General features: G+C 68.7%; 18 protein-coding genes and 1 pseudogene. 4 read left to right on the forward strand and 15 right to left on the reverse strand.

From position 1 onward, the window contains the following. Nucleotides 1–251: 251 nt before the first annotated feature. The 3 genes from OG959_RS12855 to OG959_RS12865 all read right to left on the reverse strand — a co-directional run bounded on the left by OG959_RS12855 (nt 252) and on the right by OG959_RS12865 (nt 5,286). Entirely contained in the window at nt 252–983 is a 732-nt protein-coding gene (locus OG959_RS12855) for an Imm52 family immunity protein (RefSeq protein WP_326658301.1), read from the reverse strand. A gap of 150 nt (nt 984–1,133) precedes the next feature. Next, nucleotides 1,134–3,644 (reverse strand): Tox-REase-5 domain-containing protein, encoded by a 2,511-nt coding sequence (locus OG959_RS12860; protein ID WP_326658302.1) that lies wholly within the window; start codon nt 3,642–3,644, stop codon nt 1,134–1,136. A gap of 532 nt (nt 3,645–4,176) precedes the next feature. Further along, nucleotides 4,177–5,286, reverse strand: coding sequence for a hypothetical protein (locus OG959_RS12865; protein ID WP_326658303.1), 1,110 nt, complete (start codon nt 5,284–5,286; stop codon nt 4,177–4,179). 270 nt (nt 5,287–5,556) lie between these two features. Here OG959_RS12865 and OG959_RS12870 point away from each other — a divergent pair. After that, nucleotides 5,557–5,745, forward strand: a pseudogene (locus tag OG959_RS12870) (hypothetical protein); the annotation flags it as partial. Nucleotides 5,746–5,879: 134 nt separating this feature from the next. Here OG959_RS12870 and OG959_RS12875 read toward each other — a convergent pair. Continuing rightward, nucleotides 5,880–6,224 carry a hypothetical protein gene (locus tag OG959_RS12875; protein WP_326666855.1) on the reverse strand — a complete coding sequence of 115 codons (345 nt, stop codon included), beginning with the start codon at nt 6,222–6,224 and terminating at the stop codon, nt 5,880–5,882. A 231-nt stretch (nt 6,225–6,455) separates the two neighbouring features. Here OG959_RS12875 and OG959_RS12880 point away from each other — a divergent pair, with 231 nt between their 5' ends. Next, nucleotides 6,456–6,899 carry a hypothetical protein gene (locus OG959_RS12880; RefSeq protein WP_326658304.1) on the forward strand — a complete coding sequence of 148 codons (444 nt, stop codon included), beginning with the start codon at nt 6,456–6,458 and terminating at the stop codon, nt 6,897–6,899. A gap of 224 nt (nt 6,900–7,123) precedes the next feature. Here OG959_RS12880 and OG959_RS12885 read toward each other — a convergent pair whose 3' ends face one another. From OG959_RS12885 to OG959_RS12895, 3 genes are all read right to left on the reverse strand, one after another. Next, entirely contained in the window at nt 7,124–7,348 is a 225-nt protein-coding gene (locus tag OG959_RS12885) for a helix-turn-helix domain-containing protein (RefSeq protein ID WP_326658305.1), read from the reverse strand. Further along, a complete protein-coding gene (locus OG959_RS12890; RefSeq protein ID WP_326658306.1) occupies nt 7,348–7,839 on the reverse strand; it encodes a DUF2975 domain-containing protein in 492 nt (163 codons plus the stop codon). The genes OG959_RS12885 and OG959_RS12890 overlap by 1 nt, the downstream gene beginning before the upstream one ends. A gap of 110 nt (nt 7,840–7,949) precedes the next feature. Continuing rightward, nucleotides 7,950–8,330 (reverse strand): winged helix-turn-helix transcriptional regulator, encoded by a 381-nt coding sequence (locus tag OG959_RS12895; protein ID WP_326658307.1) that lies wholly within the window; start codon nt 8,328–8,330, stop codon nt 7,950–7,952. 83 nt (nt 8,331–8,413) lie between these two features. On the opposite strand from OG959_RS12895, the gene OG959_RS12900 reads away from it, so the two are divergent. Beyond that, nucleotides 8,414–8,848, forward strand: a complete 435-nt coding sequence (locus OG959_RS12900; RefSeq protein WP_326658308.1) for a nuclear transport factor 2 family protein — start codon at nt 8,414–8,416, stop codon at nt 8,846–8,848. A 2-nt stretch (nt 8,849–8,850) separates the two neighbouring features. Here the strand turns inward: OG959_RS12900 and OG959_RS12905 are convergent, their stop codons facing one another. The 4 genes from OG959_RS12905 to OG959_RS12920 all read right to left on the reverse strand — a co-directional run bounded on the left by OG959_RS12905 (nt 8,851) and on the right by OG959_RS12920 (nt 11,246). Further along, nucleotides 8,851–9,024: a hypothetical protein gene (locus OG959_RS12905; RefSeq protein ID WP_326658309.1), complete on the reverse strand. Its 174-nt coding sequence runs from the start codon at nt 9,022–9,024 to the stop codon at nt 8,851–8,853. A gap of 58 nt (nt 9,025–9,082) precedes the next feature. Further along, nucleotides 9,083–9,688, reverse strand: a complete 606-nt coding sequence (locus OG959_RS12910) for a DinB family protein (protein ID WP_326658310.1) — start codon at nt 9,686–9,688, stop codon at nt 9,083–9,085. A 68-nt stretch (nt 9,689–9,756) separates the two neighbouring features. Next, complete coding sequence (locus OG959_RS12915; protein WP_326658311.1) at nt 9,757–10,002, reverse strand: hypothetical protein; 246 nt, start codon at nt 10,000–10,002, stop codon at nt 9,757–9,759. 368 nt (nt 10,003–10,370) lie between these two features. Further along, entirely contained in the window at nt 10,371–11,246 is an 876-nt protein-coding gene (locus OG959_RS12920) for a hypothetical protein (RefSeq protein ID WP_326658312.1), read from the reverse strand. 572 nt (nt 11,247–11,818) lie between these two features. Here OG959_RS12920 and OG959_RS12925 point away from each other — a divergent pair. Further along, on the forward strand, nt 11,819–13,012 hold the full coding sequence (locus OG959_RS12925) for a phage baseplate protein (RefSeq protein ID WP_326658313.1): 1,194 nt from the start codon (nt 11,819–11,821) through the stop codon (nt 13,010–13,012). A 176-nt stretch (nt 13,013–13,188) separates the two neighbouring features. Here OG959_RS12925 and OG959_RS12930 read toward each other — a convergent pair whose 3' ends face one another. Genes OG959_RS12930 through OG959_RS12945 form a run of 4 tightly spaced genes read right to left on the reverse strand, consistent with a single transcriptional unit; the run spans nt 13,189 to nt 15,362 of the window. Continuing rightward, nucleotides 13,189–13,836, reverse strand: a complete 648-nt coding sequence (locus tag OG959_RS12930) for an OmpA family protein (RefSeq protein ID WP_326658314.1) — start codon at nt 13,834–13,836, stop codon at nt 13,189–13,191. Between the two features lie 8 nt (nt 13,837–13,844). Beyond that, nucleotides 13,845–14,450: a hypothetical protein gene (locus tag OG959_RS12935; protein WP_326658315.1), complete on the reverse strand. Its 606-nt coding sequence runs from the start codon at nt 14,448–14,450 to the stop codon at nt 13,845–13,847. Nucleotides 14,451–14,481: 31 nt separating this feature from the next. Then, entirely contained in the window at nt 14,482–15,132 is a 651-nt protein-coding gene (locus OG959_RS12940) for a pilus assembly protein TadG-related protein (protein WP_326658316.1), read from the reverse strand. Beyond that, a complete protein-coding gene (locus OG959_RS12945; RefSeq protein ID WP_326658317.1) occupies nt 15,132–15,362 on the reverse strand; it encodes a hypothetical protein in 231 nt (76 codons plus the stop codon). The genes OG959_RS12940 and OG959_RS12945 overlap by 1 nt, the downstream gene beginning before the upstream one ends. Between the last annotated feature and the right edge of the window lie 214 nt (nt 15,363–15,576).

The following is a 15,576-nucleotide window of genomic DNA, read 5'->3' on the forward strand; positions in this document are numbered from 1 at the left end:
CGGCGCCGTGCTGGTCGCGGTACATCTCCCGGTATATTCCGCCAGGTTCGAGGCAACACCGGTCCGGCCTGCCTACCGTCTCGCCTCGGGATCAACGGCCTTCCGGGACGCCCGGGCAGCACCGCGCCACGCCAAGCCCCCCGGGTGGCACGGAGTGGAGATCCGATGTGCGCGCCTTCGCGCCCCGGAAACGCCCCGGAAGCGCCGCGGGAGCGACCCGGGAGCGGCCGCATCTCCCTCCACCACCTGGGTCAGAACGTGTCGCGGTCGAACGGGACGGGCAGCGGTTCGAGGGCTCCGGCGGCGCGCAGCTTCCGGTTCGCCTCGACGATCGCCTCGACGGTCGGCTCGGCCGTACCGCCCCGCGTGAGGTCGATGAGCAGACCATCCGCCGCGGTGCGCGTGTACGTCCCCGGCAGCCCCTCGGGAGCGAGGGCCGCACGGCCGGGCGACAGGTACACGGACCGGCCGCCCCGCGGAGCCGTGGCACGGAGCCCGAACTCCGCCTTCACGGCTCGGAACTCCTCCCTGCTGTAGGCCTCTCCCCAGTCGGGCCCCCAGCATCCGGCGAGGAGGCGCAGCACGTCCGACGACCGGTTGATCAGCTCGACGGAACCCGGCGCGGCCGTCGACTCGAGTGCCACGACGCAGGAGTCGGGCACCCGGTTCGCGGACCCTCCCGCATTGATCCCCACGGTCACCTTCACCGTTTCGAGGCGCCCGGACCAGAGGGAGGAGGTGTAGCCGATGTAGGGCGCGTCGGGCTCGGTGTTGGTCTGTTCCACGTACGCCCGTACGCCGGACGCGACCCGTTCCACCGGCGCCGCGGACAGGTCGTCCTCCGACTCCGCCCCACGCCAGGTCGTGCAGTCACCGGATCCGAACTCCGCCAACCCGTCCAGGACCCCCACCCAGCGCTCCGCGAGCTGCCCGGGATCCTCCGCCCGGACACCCCACAGCGCATGGACCACAACGCTCAGCACCTCGTTCTCCTCTCATCGGCCGGGCCGGCTCGTTCCGTTCACGGCGTCCTCGGAGTGTGCATCACAGTAGTGTCGAGCCCGCTCCGTCGCCGACCGTGTCCCAGGCGGGCCGCGGACTGCGGCGGACTCGCCGCGCGGGCGGCCTTCGCCTCACGGCACCTCCGGCGTGTGGACCACCGTGACGTCGAGGCCTCTGTCGTCGAACATGTCCTGGGCGGCCCTCGCCACATCGGGGTCCGCGAAGTGCCAGACGAGCGGCTTGCCCCGTGCCGCGTCGAGCTGCCGAGTCGCCTGGGCCGCCCAGCGGTTGCCGGCCAGCGTGGTGAGGTTGCCGGTCGCCTCGTTGTAGAACCGCGGGCCGCGATAGCCCCACTTCGTCTCGATGAAGGTCTGCTTCGCGGAGTCCCAGCCGTCGAACTCGACCGGTTTGCCCTCCAGCTCGTTGAGCGGGACCTCGTACTCCTTGCCACGCCGCACCCCGGAGATCTGTTCCTGGTAGCGGGCACCCATCTCCTGCGGATAGGCGTAGGTGGCGGGGTTCTTCGCCTTCCACTTCCCGTCGCCCAGGTCCTTCGTGCCTGCACGCGGGTTCGTGAGCTTGTCGTACCAGGAAGGCTTCGCCATCTTCGCCAGGCGCTTCCTCTCCGCCTCGCGCTTGGCCTGCTTGGCCGCCTTCTCCGCGTCGTCCGCGTCCTTGTCCGCCTTCTGGGCGGCTTCGACCTCTTCGGGTGTCGCCTCGCAGTCGCCGCCCTCGGCGCGGAATCCGGCGGGCACGGCTCGGGGCGAAGACCGTACGAGGGAGGCGGTGGCCGCGGCCGCCACGCCGTGGCCGGTCCGTACGAGGCCGGCACCCGCATCCGTCCGCAGGGAGGCCGCGCTCATCGCCCCCGCGACCGGCTGCCTGGGCCCGAAGGGCGCCAGGCCGACCGGGCACCCCTTGTTCCTGACCTTCTCCCCGGCCTCGTCGGCGTGTTCCCGCGCCTCCTTCGCGGCCTTCTCCGCACCCTCCACGTCGCCGGCCTTGGCCAGCTTCTTGGCCTTCGCTGCGGCTTCCGAGGCCTTCTGGGCCAGTTCCCCCAGCTTGCCGAGCTTCCCGAGCTTGCCCAGCTTCCCGAACTTGCCGATCAGCTTGGCTTCGCCGTAGCCGGGGATGAAGAGAGAGCCGATGTTCCAGAGGCCGGTGCCGATCGCCTGGCCCTCGTTGCCCTCCTTCCACATGTCGCGGACTTCGTCGCCGATGAACATGTCGTCCGCGACCTTGAGCCCCGTGGACCCGGACGCCTTGGTCCAGTCCCAGGCAGCACCGAGGTAGTCGCCCTTGGACCACTTGTCACCGGCGCCTTCGGAGTCCTTGGTCCACTGATCCCCGAGGCTCTTGCCGTAGTCCTTGATGCCGTTCCACGCCTTGATCGGGTGGAAGACCGTGTCCACGGTTCCGGTGACATCTCCCCAGAAGCCGTCCGCGCCGAGGCCCTTGAAGAAGCCACCGGTCTGATGCCCGACGCAGGAGAAGAACGCCCCGACTCCGGATGTGCAGCCCTCGTCCTTCTTCTCGCCCTCGGTGCCGTCGTAGTCGCCGTAGTCGGCGTCCGGGCCGGCGGTGGGGTCGAAGTCGTCGCCGCCGTCGTCGACCTCGTCGTCCTGAGAGACGGTGCCGGTACCGCCGGTGGTGCTGGCGCCGCCGGAGCTGCTTGTACCGCCGCTGCCGCCGGTCCCGCCCGTGCCGCCGGTCCCGCCCGTGCCGTCAGAACCGTCCGAACCGCCAGAGCTGTCCGTGCCGCCTGAGCTGTCCGTGCCGCCTGAGCTGTCCGTGCCGCCGGCGCCCCCGGTGCCCCCGGTCTCCGTACCGCCCGATCCCCCTGCGGCATCGCTGCCGCCCGAGGTCACCGCGCCATTCGAATCCGTGCCCCCGGCCGAATCGGCACCGCCGGTCGAACCGCCCGTTCCGCCGTCGGCAGCCCCGTCGGCGCCCCCGTCGTCACCGGCCACCACCTCGGTGCCGGGTGCGGGGCAGGCGCTGCCGGTCAGCGAGCAGATCGCACTCTGGATTCCCCCGGTGATCCCGGCACCGATACCGGTCGCCACCAGACCGCCGATGAGGGCCACCACCACCAGGACGAGGCCCAGATACTCCATGGCCGTCTGCCCGCCGTCCCGGCGCCACTTGATCATCCGCGAGACGCTGAAGGGGCGGGGCGACAGCCTCTGGTCCAGGGGGAGTTCGAACCAGTCGCGTGAGCTTGCCCGGAACAGCGCCACGATGACAGCGACCGGGATCACCAGCTGGGTGATCCCGCGCCCGCCGCCGTCCCCGCCGAGCGTCGCGAGCGCGCCGAGCACGAACCAGACGTGTACGGCCAGGAGACCGCGCCGGACCCCGGTGCCGCCGGTCCGCACGTACAGCGACAGCACGAACCCGATGACGCTCGGCAGAGCCGCGTACAACAGCAGCCCGAACAACTGGCCGTCGACCGCGTTGACCGAGGACGCCACGGTCAGGACGCCGATGCCGCCGACGACAGCGAGCACGAAGAGCGCCCGGGTCAGCAGCAGCACCACCCGAAGGGCCGCCGGAAGCGGCTGCCGCCCCGGGCCGGCGGCTATGGCTGCGCCGATTCCGCCCGCTCCACCTGAGAACGCGATGCCACTGACGCCAGACACGAGAAGTCCCCCAACTCATCGGTTCATCGCTGCCGTTCCGGCAGTTCGCACAAGAGGCCCCATCAAACTTGCGTTCGACAGGCTACCGCTCGGCCGTTACGAGCCCCGCAATCGCAGTCAATGCGCCAAGTACTGGTATCCGGAAGCCGGTTGTGGTCACCGCGTCGCCCACGCAAGGACTGACGCGCGGGGCACTCCACCTGGTTGCCGACGGACTCGTCCACAGGCCCGCCACCTCCGCGCCGACTGGGGAGCGTGGCTCCATGAACGCAGCAGAGCACACAGCAGTTGGCCGCCCTCGCCCTGGGGGAGGAAGCCCCCTCCTCCGCCCGGGCCATCGAAGCCGGCTGGACACGGTGTCGGTCGACCCGTTGGCTACGGCAAGGAGACTGGCAGCCGATCACCCGGGTGCCTGGGGCGCCCCCGGTCGTCCTGCACACCCCGACCGGCCGTACCTCCGCCCGGACTTCCTCTTCCTCGCCGAGGCCTTGGTCGTCGAGGTCGAGCCGATCCTGTGATGGGGGCGCGAGGCTCAGGTCGCGGCGTTCTGCCGGCGGAGGTCCTCGTCGAAGGACTGCGAGGTACCGTGCTTCCCGTACAGCGCGAAGTAGCCGAGGGACTTTCCTTCGCCGATACGGCTGGTGCTGTCCGCCGCCGCCTCGAAGGTGAGGGTGTCGTCGCCGTCCCTCATGATCACTGCGCCGAAATGGTTGTTCCACCGACCGGGCGCGTCACTCAGGTTCACGTAGTGGTTCTGGCCGACGCCGGGTTCGGCCCGTGCTTGCTGAAGCTCGCCCATCCTGGTGCCGAGCAGCCTCTGCGCGGCGGCCTGGCAGTCGTTGGGCATCGTGATGAGGAGCTCCCGCATCACGCTCTCCGGCTCCCGGGAGCCCGCGTACTCCATCACGATCACGCCGATGAGCCGCCCCGCCGTCTTCAGGTACTCGACCGGGTCGAGCAACGGGTTCAACGGGACGTTCGCGGCGGCCCACGTCGCGCCCTGGTTCTCCATCGCGAGTGCGAGCAGCCGTTGGTGCACGCCGTTGACGCTCCCGTCGCCGGGACGGCCCTTGCCCGCCAGCCTGGCGACGTCCTGGAGGAGCAGCCCGAGAGCGGCGGGCGGCTGAACCACGCTCCGCCGGTAGGAATCGAGCTTCGTCCCCCTGACCTCCGCGCTCTCGCCCGCGATGGGCTCGTGTGCGCTGTTCGCCTGTGCGGCTTCGGCCGCCGCTGTCGAGGCGAAGACGGGCAGCACCCGGTGCAGCACCCGGCCCGCGATCACCACCGAGCGGCCCGCTTCGAGGCGGATGCGGACCCGTTCCGACGCGGCCAGTGCCCCACTCGCCGATGCGATCAACGCGGCGTCCGCGTAGGCCTCCTGGCGGCCGGAGACCGCGATCATGCCGTTCTGCGAGATCCGGTCGTACGACGCGGTGTCTGCGATGTCCCGCTCTGCGTCCGGCTCGGTGTAGCGCTGCACGGGGGTGCCGGCCAGCGCGCGGGTGACCGCCGCATTGCCGATGCCGCGTTGCAGGGAGGCCAGCCGGCGAACCGGTTCCGAGGGCCGCCTGCTCGTCCCTGCTGCCCGTTCGGGGAGCGGGCTCTGCGCCTGCGGCAGCCTCGCGTACATCACGTCACCCATATTCCCGGCCGTCGCCGGACGGCCCTCGTCACCAAGGCTGAGGCCCGACGATGCGGGAGGAAAGGCCCCGTCGGGAAAACCAGGGGCAGCGCCCCGTGCCCGCCCGGTCCCACCTCACCGCGGGAGAGCGGCCCAGGACCTGGTGCCATGCTGCGGGCCGCCGCATCGCACCCGCCCCGTTCCCCGCCCCAGCCGTCGACGACCGCGGCCAGGAGCCACATCGCGGCAAGGCCGTGCGCGTCCAGTGCGGCGGCGGTTGCCGTACGGGCGATGCGTGCGCCGCGAATGTCGCCGGGGAGGGTGAAGCTGAGGGACAACTGCTTCAGGCCGGCAACGGATACGGACGGCACCAGCTGCATCGCTGTCGCCGGCTCCGAGGACCGCTGTCTCACCGACAGCCGTGAGCCGCTCCAGCAGCTGATCCGCGACACCAAGGCCGGCAAGGCCGACCATCCGCTGCGACAGCGTACGTGCCCGGCACCGAGTCGCCCGTCGCGGTGCCGGGCACGTACGGCCGGGTCAGAAGTCCTTCACGTCCAGGTGGTACGAGGTGTCGACCCAGAAGCCTTCCACCGCCCGGCCCTTGATCAGAGTCATGGACTCACCTGGTCGAACGGTTCGCCGTACCAGCGCCAGCCGGCGGTGCCGTCGCCGTGGACGCGTAGCCAGAACTCGGCGACCGGAGTGCCGTCGGGGAATGTCATGGTCAGCGCACTGCGGATCCGTTCGAAGCAGTTCTCCAGCCGTTCCCAGTCCTCGGCGTCGGCGGCCTGTTCCTGCTCCATGAAGACGGGGCGGAACTCCGCGAAGCCCGGTAGCTCTTCGATGTCTGCGTGCGTCCATGGCATGTCTGCTCCGGTCACGCTCAGCCGGGCGATCTCCTGGTCACCATGGTGGAGGCGCCAGACCGTGCCGGGGTTGAGGTCCGCGTGGGTCATGGCTCCATGGTGACGGTCACCACTGACAGCCGGGTACCGGATTGCCGGCCGGCCTCATCCCTGGCTGTCGGCACCGCGGCAGAGCTGATGTCGAAACGGTCCTCGAACGAGGCCGCTCACCTGGGTGTTCGCCGCAGTGCGGTCTCTGACCCGGCGGCGCGTCCGCCGCAACCTGTGCGATGCGCGTTCGTTGGCCCGTTGATCACGTTCGTCTTCGTCGGGAGTCTTCGCATGACGTCACGGTTCCTGCTCCGCAAGTCCGCCCTCGGGGCGGCCGCACTCGCCTTCTCTCTCACCTTCGGGGCTGCTTCGCCGGCCGCAGCCGAGAGCACGCAGGTCACCCTCGAAGTCGCCGGGAGGGACTTCGCGGGCACCATCCCCATCACCACCGGGCCCCGTCCGGTCTTCGACGGCACCCTCTGCGACGCAGGCTCCAACAGCTCGACGCCGATCACCGCCCTGGTCGACGCCTCCGACAAGTTCGAGTTCAACGTGCAGAGCAACTACGACGAGGGTCTCAAGGACTTCATCGTGACCGCCATCGATGTCGACGAGGCGGACAGCACTCACCAGTGGAACATCTACGTCAACGGCGTACTGATCACGAACGGCGGCTGCCACACACCGGTGGCCGGCGGTGACAACGTCAAATTCGCCCTGGAGCCGATCATGTAGACGTCATCCGCCTCCGCGCCTCAGGCAGAGGAACCTGGCGCCGCTCTCACCCGCTTCAGGCAAGGGCCGTTGCCTCCGTTCGGGGATCAGCCACCGCGGCTGCTCCCCGAACGCTTGAACGGATTTCCCCTCGCGCTCTTGGTCACCCTGACCTGCTGGTCCCGGGTACGGATACAACCGGGCACGGATACACGGCGACGCCGTCACGCCCGCTCCGGGGCGCGTCATCCGCCCGCGGTGTCCTCGGCGGCCTCCCAGCGCAGCAGGTCGCCCGGCTGGCATTCGAGCACCTCGCAGAGCGCGGCGAGCGTCGCGAAGCGCACCGCCTTGGCGCGGCCGTTCTTGAGTACCGCCAGGTTGGCGGGCGTGATTCCCACGCGGTCCGCGAGCTCGCCCACGGACATCTTTCGCCGCGCCAGCATCACGTCGATGTCGACCGTGATCGGCATCAGATCACCTCGTCCAACTCGGCCTGCATCTGCGACGCTTCGACATCGCGCGCGAGGGCCTGGGCGAGCAGCGTGCGCAGCACGTGCACGATGAGCGCGACCCCCAGGATGGCCACACCGACCCCGCCCATGATGACGGTGACACCCGGATCCTCCCGCTGGCCCGGCGCGTTGACGGCCGTGACCGTGAACCACACGAGGGCAGCCGCCACGATCGCGCCGATCATGACGTCCACGTACCGGAAGGCCGTGCGGGAGAACACGGTCCCGCGGCGCACCATCGTCACCAGCCGCCAGACGCAGACCAGGGCGACCTGGACCGCCACCATGCCCAGGATCGTGCACACCCGCAGCGGGGTCAGCGGCAGCGAACCGTCCTCCGGGTCATTGCCACTGACCAGCACCCACACCATCCCGGCCTGTACGAACACGGTGCCGGCCAGCACCACCACGAGCACGACGCGCAAGGCACCCACTGTCAGCTTGCCCATGACCCACCCTTCCATCGACTTACGATGGGAATCTATCGAAAGTCGATAGGTTGAGCAAGGGCTGCCGCTGAGGCTGGACCACCCGCCCGGCCTGTTCCGGGTAGCGGCCGTCAGCCGTTGTGTTCGCGGTCGTAGGCGGCCTGGGCTGCGGCGACCGCGCCGCCGTGGCGCTTGGCCCAGTCGGTGAGCTCCAGCAGCGATTGGTGGAGCTCCTGGGCCATGTCCGTCAGCGCGTACTCGACCTTGGGCGGGACGACCGGATGGACGGTGCGTACGAGCAAGCCGTCACGCTCCAGCTTGCGCAGATTGAGCGTGAGCATGCGCCTGCTGATCCCTCTGATCGAACGTTCCAGCTCCGTGAACCGAACCGGGCCCTGCGCAGCGGCCACCAGAATGCCGATGCTCCACTTCCCGGAGACGTGATCGAGGACCTCCGAGACCGGGCACGCCTCGCTGGCCAGGACTGACACATCGATGTGACTCTGGGACATGAAAGTGCCTTCTTCCGCCGGGCCCGACCGTTACCAATCATGTACTCGGTATCAAATCGTGCACCAACCCGGAAGGCGGCTCGATGCTCCAGGAACTCACAGACCGCGCTGCGATCGCGGATGCCGTCGTGGCGTACGCGACGGCACTGGACACCCGGGACTGGGAGGCGCTGGGCGCGCTGTTCACGGACGACGCCTGCTGGGAGTACAGCGGTTCGGGAGAACGGCTCTGCGGGCCCGAGGCGATCGTTGCCAGGATCAGGACCGGCCTGGAGCGAATCGACGCCACCCAGCACCTGAACGGCAACCATGTCGCCGCAGTGCACGGTGACGAGGCCGAGCACACCTGCTACTACCAGGCCCAGCATGTCCGCCATGGCGTGCCCGACGGCGAGAAGTTCCTCGGCGGGGGCCGCTACGACGACCGGCTGCGTCGCACCCCGGACGGCTGGCGTTTCACCCACCGCAGGATCACCAACATCTGGAGCGAGGGAAACCCCGCCGTGCTCATGTCCTGACGTCAGTCCGTGATCGAGTGACGGGGCGCGGAAGACGGGGCCGTCAGCCGGTTGAGGACTTCGCTGGGGGTGAAGCTCCAGCCGACCAGGCGTGGCCCGCTCCAGTTGATACCGATCACGGGTCCGTCCCGGGCGGCATCGGGGAGTACGTGATGGCACCAGGTGTCCTCGGGCATGGCCCCGACGCGGAGCCCGCGCCCCCAGACCTTCGCTGCCCTCTGGCGCGGGATTTCGTCAGGAGCTCTCCACCCCGATCGGTGCGGCCGAACCGGCGGCCGACCTGGCGGCCTGCTCGATCTTCGCGCGATGGGCCGCACGGGCTTCCTCGTCGATCTGCCTCTCGTGCTCGGCGCGCAACCCGGTCCGGCCGTCGAGGCCCTCGCGCAGGATGTCGGCGTGCCCGGCATGCCGGACGGACTCGCTGAGGACATGGGTCATGACGGCGAACAGGTTCGTGTTGAGATAAGGCTCCGGCCACCACGGCACGTGTCCGGGGGCGTCGAGGGCAAGCTCGTTGATCGTCGCGTCCGAGTGTTCCCACGTACGCCGGTAGAACCCGACGATCTGATCGCGGGTCTCGTCCTCCGCCGCCCACTGATCGCTTCCGTCGGAGTCCTGCCACCGGCACAGCGGTTCCGGGGAAGGGCGGTCGAAGACCTCGCCGAAGTACCTGGCCTCGACGGTCGCCACGTGTTTGACCAGGCCGAGGAGGTTGGTCCCGGTCGCCGTCAGAGGTCGGCGGGCGTCGTATTCGGACAGGCCGTCGAGTTTCCAGAGCAGCGCCTCGCGGTCCCGCCGCAGTCTCCCGTGCAGATTGTCCTTGGCGAATTCATCGATCATGCGGCATGAGCCTGCCATGGCCCGTTCGTGGCCTCAAGGTCCCGTGGGTGGTCAGCAACGGGATCGGATCAGGTCCGGCGGCGCCGGCAGTACGCATACGTGAGGATCAGAAGCAGTGGTCCCCACAGGTTCATCAGCCCGCTCATCGTCATCGCGAGGACATCCCAGCCCTCGCCGTACGGCCAGGCGGCCCTGCCGACGGTAGTGACCCGGTCCAGCCAGTGGATGCCGAGCGCCGTCAAGAAGAGGCCGCCCAAGGTCGCCGGGACGATCGCGACGGCCGGCGGGACGCATCGCCCGCCCGGCTTCGGCACCCGGCGCGGAACCACCTCGCCCAGCTGCGGACCACGAAGAGGGCGTCGCCGGGGAGATCCTCGGCCGGCAGGGACCGGCTCGGCGCGCAGAGCTCGGTCACTTCCCCGGAGTAGACGGCGATGATCAGTTCACGGCGTGTCGGGAAGTGCCGATACATCGTGGCGTTGCCGACGCCGGCCCGCGGGCGATGTCGTCGAGCGGGGCGTCGACGCCGTGTGCTTGGAAGACGCCCTTGGGCGGGCCGTATGGGACGAACCCTGGCTCCGGGTAGCGGAGTTGGCGCTCGGCCTGCCGTGCGGGCTGCCGTGCGGGCTGCCGCGCGAAGGCTGTCGGCCCATCGCCGAGTGGGCCGGCGCACCCGGCGCCGCTATCGGACCCACGGCACGCGCCGCGGCCGCCGCTGCCACCACCATCCCCGGTCCTTCACCGCCGAGCCGGAGCGCGTCAGTCGTCCCAGGAACGCCCCGTCGTCGGCGTCCGTATGGACACGGTAGATCGCGTCGATCTCGTCCACCGCCCGGGCCAGGGGCCCGCGCAGTGCAGGGTCTGCCACGCGCAACCGGTCGGTGAGCCGGTCCCTCGCCCGCAGGTCGTCCACGTACGACTCCTCGGGATAACGCCCCAACGGTGCCCAGTCGGCCGCCGCTCGCCGCGCGAACTCCTCCCAGACGGACAGCGTCTCGCGGGCCCGGTTGGCCATGCTCTGCGGCTCGGCCTCCCGGCCCGGGTCCGTGGCTGCCACGAAGGCGTCGGTGATGGGGTACGTGTACCCGTCCGCCCCGTACACCTCGGGGAGAAGCCTGACCTGGGCCCCCGGGAAGTCGAACACCGGCTCCTCGACGACCTCGACGCTGCACACCGGTTCCGGGCCTTCCGTCTCGTACTCGCGCACAAGCGTCCGCTGCCCCTCGGGCGTCACGGCCCAGTGCGTCGAAGGGAGCCCCAGTCCCACAGCCGGGCAGAGCACCGTCGTCCCCGTCGCCCTCGCGACCCGCTCCGCCGCGGTCACCTCTGCCGGCGGATCCGGTACGCCATCCGTGACGAAGACCTCCCACGACAGCGCCAGGTCCCCCAGGACCGGCTCGTACGCGCAGAGCACTGCCGCTCCCCAGTTCCGTGCATCCGGGTCCGCGTCCAGATGGGCCACGTCGACCTGGGACAGCTCCACGCCCACGGCCTCGGCCAGTGCGCGCCCCATCGCGTGCGGCTCCGGCCGGCTGACGGTGAGGAAGTTGTAGTTCACTGATACGTCCCGTCGTACGCCTTCTTGGCCTTCGCGATCCTCGCAGGAATGAAGCGAGGATCCTGCTGGAACGCCTTTGCTTCGACGACGCCGTCGCCGCCCCTAAGGGCTGTCCCGCAATTCCTGGCGGGCGCACGACGACAGCTACGGCACCTCGCCGCGTTGTCGAAACGCCCGAATACATCCAGTATGCGGGCGCCTCTCCGCCTTGCGATGCACCGCATCTGACGCCGCGCGCTGATCCACCAGGAATTGCGGGACAGCCCTTAGGCATTGCGGCGCTCCGGTGCTCCGGCGCTCCGGTATTGCCGCTCCAGAACTGCGACACCTGCGACCGCGCCTTCCGCGCTGCCCACCCCGGACACTGCCGCGACTGCCGCACCGCACCACGACGCACGCGGCCGGCTACGCCCTCTGAACGGACCCTATGGTCAGCTCACCGGGGGCTGTGGCGGAGCAGTGTCCGGATGCGACGGTGCTGCTGGAAGGGGCGTTCCCGAGGGATTTCCCGAGGCCTTCTCCGAGGCCGGCAGGGTTGAGTGCTGTCTCGCCTGCCGCTTAGATGAGGCCCCATGAGTCAAGAGAGATCCTCAAGCCCCAGCCGCCGCTCCTTACTCACTTGGAGCGGTGCCGGCGCACTTACCGCGGCGACCGTATCTCTCGGCACCGGCGCAGCCTCGGCTGCCACCTATCCGGCCCCGGGCTCCGCCCTGTTGGTACCTTCCCCCCGGCTCGACCTGAACAGTGCGTCGGAGAACTGGATACGCCAGAAGCCCACCCGTGACACCACCATCCTCCAGTCGTTCGGCTACGACAACGCCAACGGCCACATCTACCTGGCGCAGGTGACGCAGGGAGGTTTGAGACTCGCAGGCGAGTCCGCCGTGGTCAGCAGTGCCGATCGAAATCGGCGTGGCGACCTGACCCTCACCAAGTGGGACACGTCCGGCAACACGCTCGGCTACATGTACCTGCGCAACTTCGGGCACGGCATGAGCATCGGCGTCGAACCGGTCGGCAGCACGGCCTATCTGTGGACGGAAGTCGACGGTCAAGAGGTAGTGGACCCGACGGACAAGACCAAGATATCCAGCCGCGGCAATCGTCTGGCCCGGTTCCCCTTCGTCGACGGCCAGGTACTCGACTCCAGCTCGTCCACGCTCGCCAAGTACACCCCGGTCCCGGGCACCACGACCTACACCGCCAGCGTCGACCCGGTCTACGGTCGACTCGCCATCCGCTTCCGCGACACGGATGGCGTGATGAAGTTCCAGGTCCACGACCTTGATCTGGCTCGCCTCAACATCTGGAGCGAGCCGCTCGCGAGCGTCAGCGAGCGGAGCCTCGCCTCCGTCCCCGGCTGGCCGCTCACCACGTACGGCCACCCGTTCCTGCAGGGTTACGCGGTCGTGGGTCAATACCTCTACATGCTGCACGGCAACAGCTACGGCTCCAAGGAAGAGATCAATGACCAGGAGGTCGTGATCTCCAAGCCCGGCGTCGGCAACACGTTCATCAGCTCGGTGAACCTCACCACAGGAGCCTTCGAACCCGCGCCACCCACGCCCTTCAATCAGAACGTCAATCCCGCCTTCACCGCGGCCGCTTACACACTGGACTATCGCGAACCCGAAGGCCTCGGGGTTCGCGTTCCGGACCCCACCCGGCCCGGCGTATTCAGTATCGGCATGGGCTTCGCGTCGGGAGAGCCAGGCGAGCGTGTGGCGAGCATCTACGGCAAGTCCGGGCTCGTTCAGCCTTCGTAATGCGCGCAGGGATGGCCTGAAGGGCGGCCTGTCACGCCCTCAGTCCGGCTTCCGGGTGGCAGCGCCAGGGCCCTGACAGGCTCGCTGCCTCGCACGGCTCACGGCCGATGCCGTATGCGGGGTGCATACGGCATCGGCCGTGAGGTCGAGCGCGGCAAGCCGTGCCGAGGCGCTGATCAGCCCTCCCCGCGGGGGAAGGACACCTCCACGCGACGGTTCTTCTTGCGGCCCTCTTCGGTGCTGTTGTCGGCGATCGGGTACTGCTCGCCGTAGCCGCGGATCTCGAAGGTGACAGTTGAGCCCGTGGACTTCACCAGAACCGACTGCACCGCGTTGGCGCGCTGCTTGGAGAGCACGTCGCCGTGAGCAGAGGAGCCGAGGTTGTCGGTGAAGCCGAAGACGCGCACCTTGGTGGCGTTCTGCTTCTTGATCTCGGCGCCGATCGCGGCGATTCGGGAGTTGGCGGCGGAGCTCAGCTTGGCGCTGTCCTTGCCGAACAGAACCTCGGCCTGGAGCGCGAACTTGATGTCCGCGTTCGTGTCCTCGCGTCGCTCCTCGCCGCCCTCGTCCTCGACGACCTGGATGATGTCGAGAACCTTGCCCGGGGCGAGGGTGCCGCCCTCGGGCATCCTGAGGTCGGGGTCGCTGCTGTCCAGTTTGACGGGTGGCTCGGACGACGCTTCGGTGCCTGGTGGGACGCTGGGACCGTCGTCCGCCAGGGCTGTCGTCGCGCCGAAGACCGTGGTGCCGGCCAGTAGTACTGCTACGGCGAGGGACCGCCCTGCGAGATGGCCTGGGCGGCGCCGTGTGCGCAGATTGTTCATGACGGCCATCACCCAGAGATCTTCAGCGTGGTGGTGGCAAACGTCGGCAGGAAGAAGTCAACTTCCGAAGTACTGCTAGGCGGCGCCGGGAACTGCATGAACACTGGCGTCGACTTCCCTGGCTGGATCGGGACAATTCCCGTAGTGCAAAGGCATCGCCCTTCAGTGTCCCGGAGAATGTAGTAGCGCTTCTTCCCGGCCTTGTCGATCAAGGCTGCGCCAGCGATCGAATTGGGGTTCTTATTGATGATCTGCATCTCGGAGCCAGCCCACCCTCCGGAATTTCTCGCCTGGTCACTATCATTCTTGATCTCGCCCTGCACCGTGATGAAGCCTCCGGAGTCACGCTGCACCTGATTGACAACGAGCGTGACCCCTCCTTGACCCTTGACTTCCGCGAGCTTCACATTCGGGTCCACCTTGTCCCCGGCAGCAGTGTCTTCCTGCGCCCCTTTGTCTCCCTCAGAGGGCTTCGCGGAAGACGACGCTCCGGCGTCGTCGCTCCCTTTCCCTCCGTCGTCGCCACCGCAACCAGTGACGACAAGGGCCAAAGCAGCCACCATCGAGGCAGCTGCCGCCACCCTTCGGGACTTCGCGGTGCGCCGAATGCTCATGGGTTCAGATTCCTTTACTCGTCGTTCGCTGTCAGTCGTCGATCAAGTGCACGGCAAAGATCAACTTGCTCAGGCCGGCCAGGGGGTCGCTAGCGCCCAGGTCGATCGGGACGTCCCGTCCGTCGCAATCGAGGGTGACTATGGGCAGACTAGCTTCACCGCCCTCCTCGGCCCCGTCATCATCGCCGGGTCCGGTAGCCGGAACACCCTTGACCTTGGGGCTGCACCGGAACTCGATCACTGCGGTCGCCGTGGCCGTGGCTCGCTTGTTCTCCGTGCCAGGGATGACCGAATCCCCCACGGTGTAGCGAGTTTCGATCCTGGCTGTGACCTTGTCCTGCCAATAGCCTGGCCGCCAATAGAAGTCAATGACGTTCGAACGGTTGTCAGATGCAAGCTGCATGGCTTGCCCGCGCCCCGCCTGGAAGTACTGGTAGGTCGCCAGGAACTCGTTCAGGCCGTTTGGCTCCCGAAGCGCCTGGAGAAGCGGCGGTGTCAACCCGTCCCGGGCTTCCTGCGCGGCAGCAAGCGCGGCAGCATCTGCGGCGCCCTGAGCGCCGTTGCGCGTAGCAGAAGCCTGACCGACAGCAAAGAACGCGAACGCGAGGAAGAGCAGGCCCGCCACCATCACAATGTAGATGGGGAAGGCCTGCCCTGCGTCGCGGCGGTTGGGCAGTTCCACTAGCCGGCGGTGATGGAGCCAACCAGACCGGTGATGCGGTCCGTGATCGCGCCGCCGATGCCCGCGGCCACCATGCCACCGATGATCGCGACGACCACCAGGATGATGCCGAGGTACTCGAAGGCCGTCTGGCCGCGGTCCGCGGTCTCGTAGCGCTTCTGGATCTTGGAGACGGCGGTGTTGGCCCAGCCGTTGACGCGGACGGCGGTCTTCAGGGTGATGCTCGACATGGTGTTCCCCTCCAGATTCGGCCGACCGACTGCCGGCCGACTCGCAAGTTCCCTTGTTCTCGCTCCCGTTACCGGCTTCCTCCTGGCCGGTGCCGTTTGCGATACGAGAAACATACGGCGGAACACCATGCCCACCAGAGGGTCCCAGGACCCATTCCCGGGCCCAATCCAGCAGTTGGGCCCTGCGTGCCCGGGACTGGGCCCCCAGGCCCTG

It is taken from the genome of Streptomyces sp. NBC_00385, from assembly GCF_035917155.1.
GTDB classification, from domain to species: Bacteria; Actinomycetota; Actinomycetes; order Streptomycetales; family Streptomycetaceae; genus Streptomyces; species Streptomyces poriferorum.

What these genes read in the sequence shown, in the direction of transcription:
- OG959_RS12865 (WP_326658303.1), bottom strand. Translation starts at nt 5,286, where the DNA reads ATGGGTGACGTGATGTACGCGAGGCTGCCGCAGGCGCAGAGCCCGCTC.
- OG959_RS12875 (WP_326666855.1), bottom strand. Translation starts at nt 6,224, where the DNA reads ATGACCCACGCGGACCTCAACCCCGGCACGGTCTGGCGCCTCCACCAT.
- OG959_RS12880 (WP_326658304.1), top strand. Translation starts at nt 6,456, where the DNA reads ATGACGTCACGGTTCCTGCTCCGCAAGTCCGCCCTCGGGGCGGCCGCA.
- OG959_RS12885 (WP_326658305.1), bottom strand. Translation starts at nt 7,348, where the DNA reads ATGCCGATCACGGTCGACATCGACGTGATGCTGGCGCGGCGAAAGATG.
- OG959_RS12890 (WP_326658306.1), bottom strand. Translation starts at nt 7,839, where the DNA reads ATGGGCAAGCTGACAGTGGGTGCCTTGCGCGTCGTGCTCGTGGTGGTG.
- OG959_RS12895 (WP_326658307.1), bottom strand. Translation starts at nt 8,330, where the DNA reads ATGTCCCAGAGTCACATCGATGTGTCAGTCCTGGCCAGCGAGGCGTGC.
- OG959_RS12900 (WP_326658308.1), top strand. Translation starts at nt 8,414, where the DNA reads ATGCTCCAGGAACTCACAGACCGCGCTGCGATCGCGGATGCCGTCGTG.
- OG959_RS12905 (WP_326658309.1), bottom strand. Translation starts at nt 9,024, where the DNA reads ATGCCCGAGGACACCTGGTGCCATCACGTACTCCCCGATGCCGCCCGG.
- OG959_RS12910 (WP_326658310.1), bottom strand. Translation starts at nt 9,688, where the DNA reads ATGATCGATGAATTCGCCAAGGACAATCTGCACGGGAGACTGCGGCGG.
- OG959_RS12925 (WP_326658313.1), top strand. Translation starts at nt 11,819, where the DNA reads ATGAGTCAAGAGAGATCCTCAAGCCCCAGCCGCCGCTCCTTACTCACT.
- OG959_RS12930 (WP_326658314.1), bottom strand. Translation starts at nt 13,836, where the DNA reads ATGAACAATCTGCGCACACGGCGCCGCCCAGGCCATCTCGCAGGGCGG.
- OG959_RS12935 (WP_326658315.1), bottom strand. Translation starts at nt 14,450, where the DNA reads ATGAGCATTCGGCGCACCGCGAAGTCCCGAAGGGTGGCGGCAGCTGCC.
- OG959_RS12945 (WP_326658317.1), bottom strand. Translation starts at nt 15,362, where the DNA reads ATGTCGAGCATCACCCTGAAGACCGCCGTCCGCGTCAACGGCTGGGCC.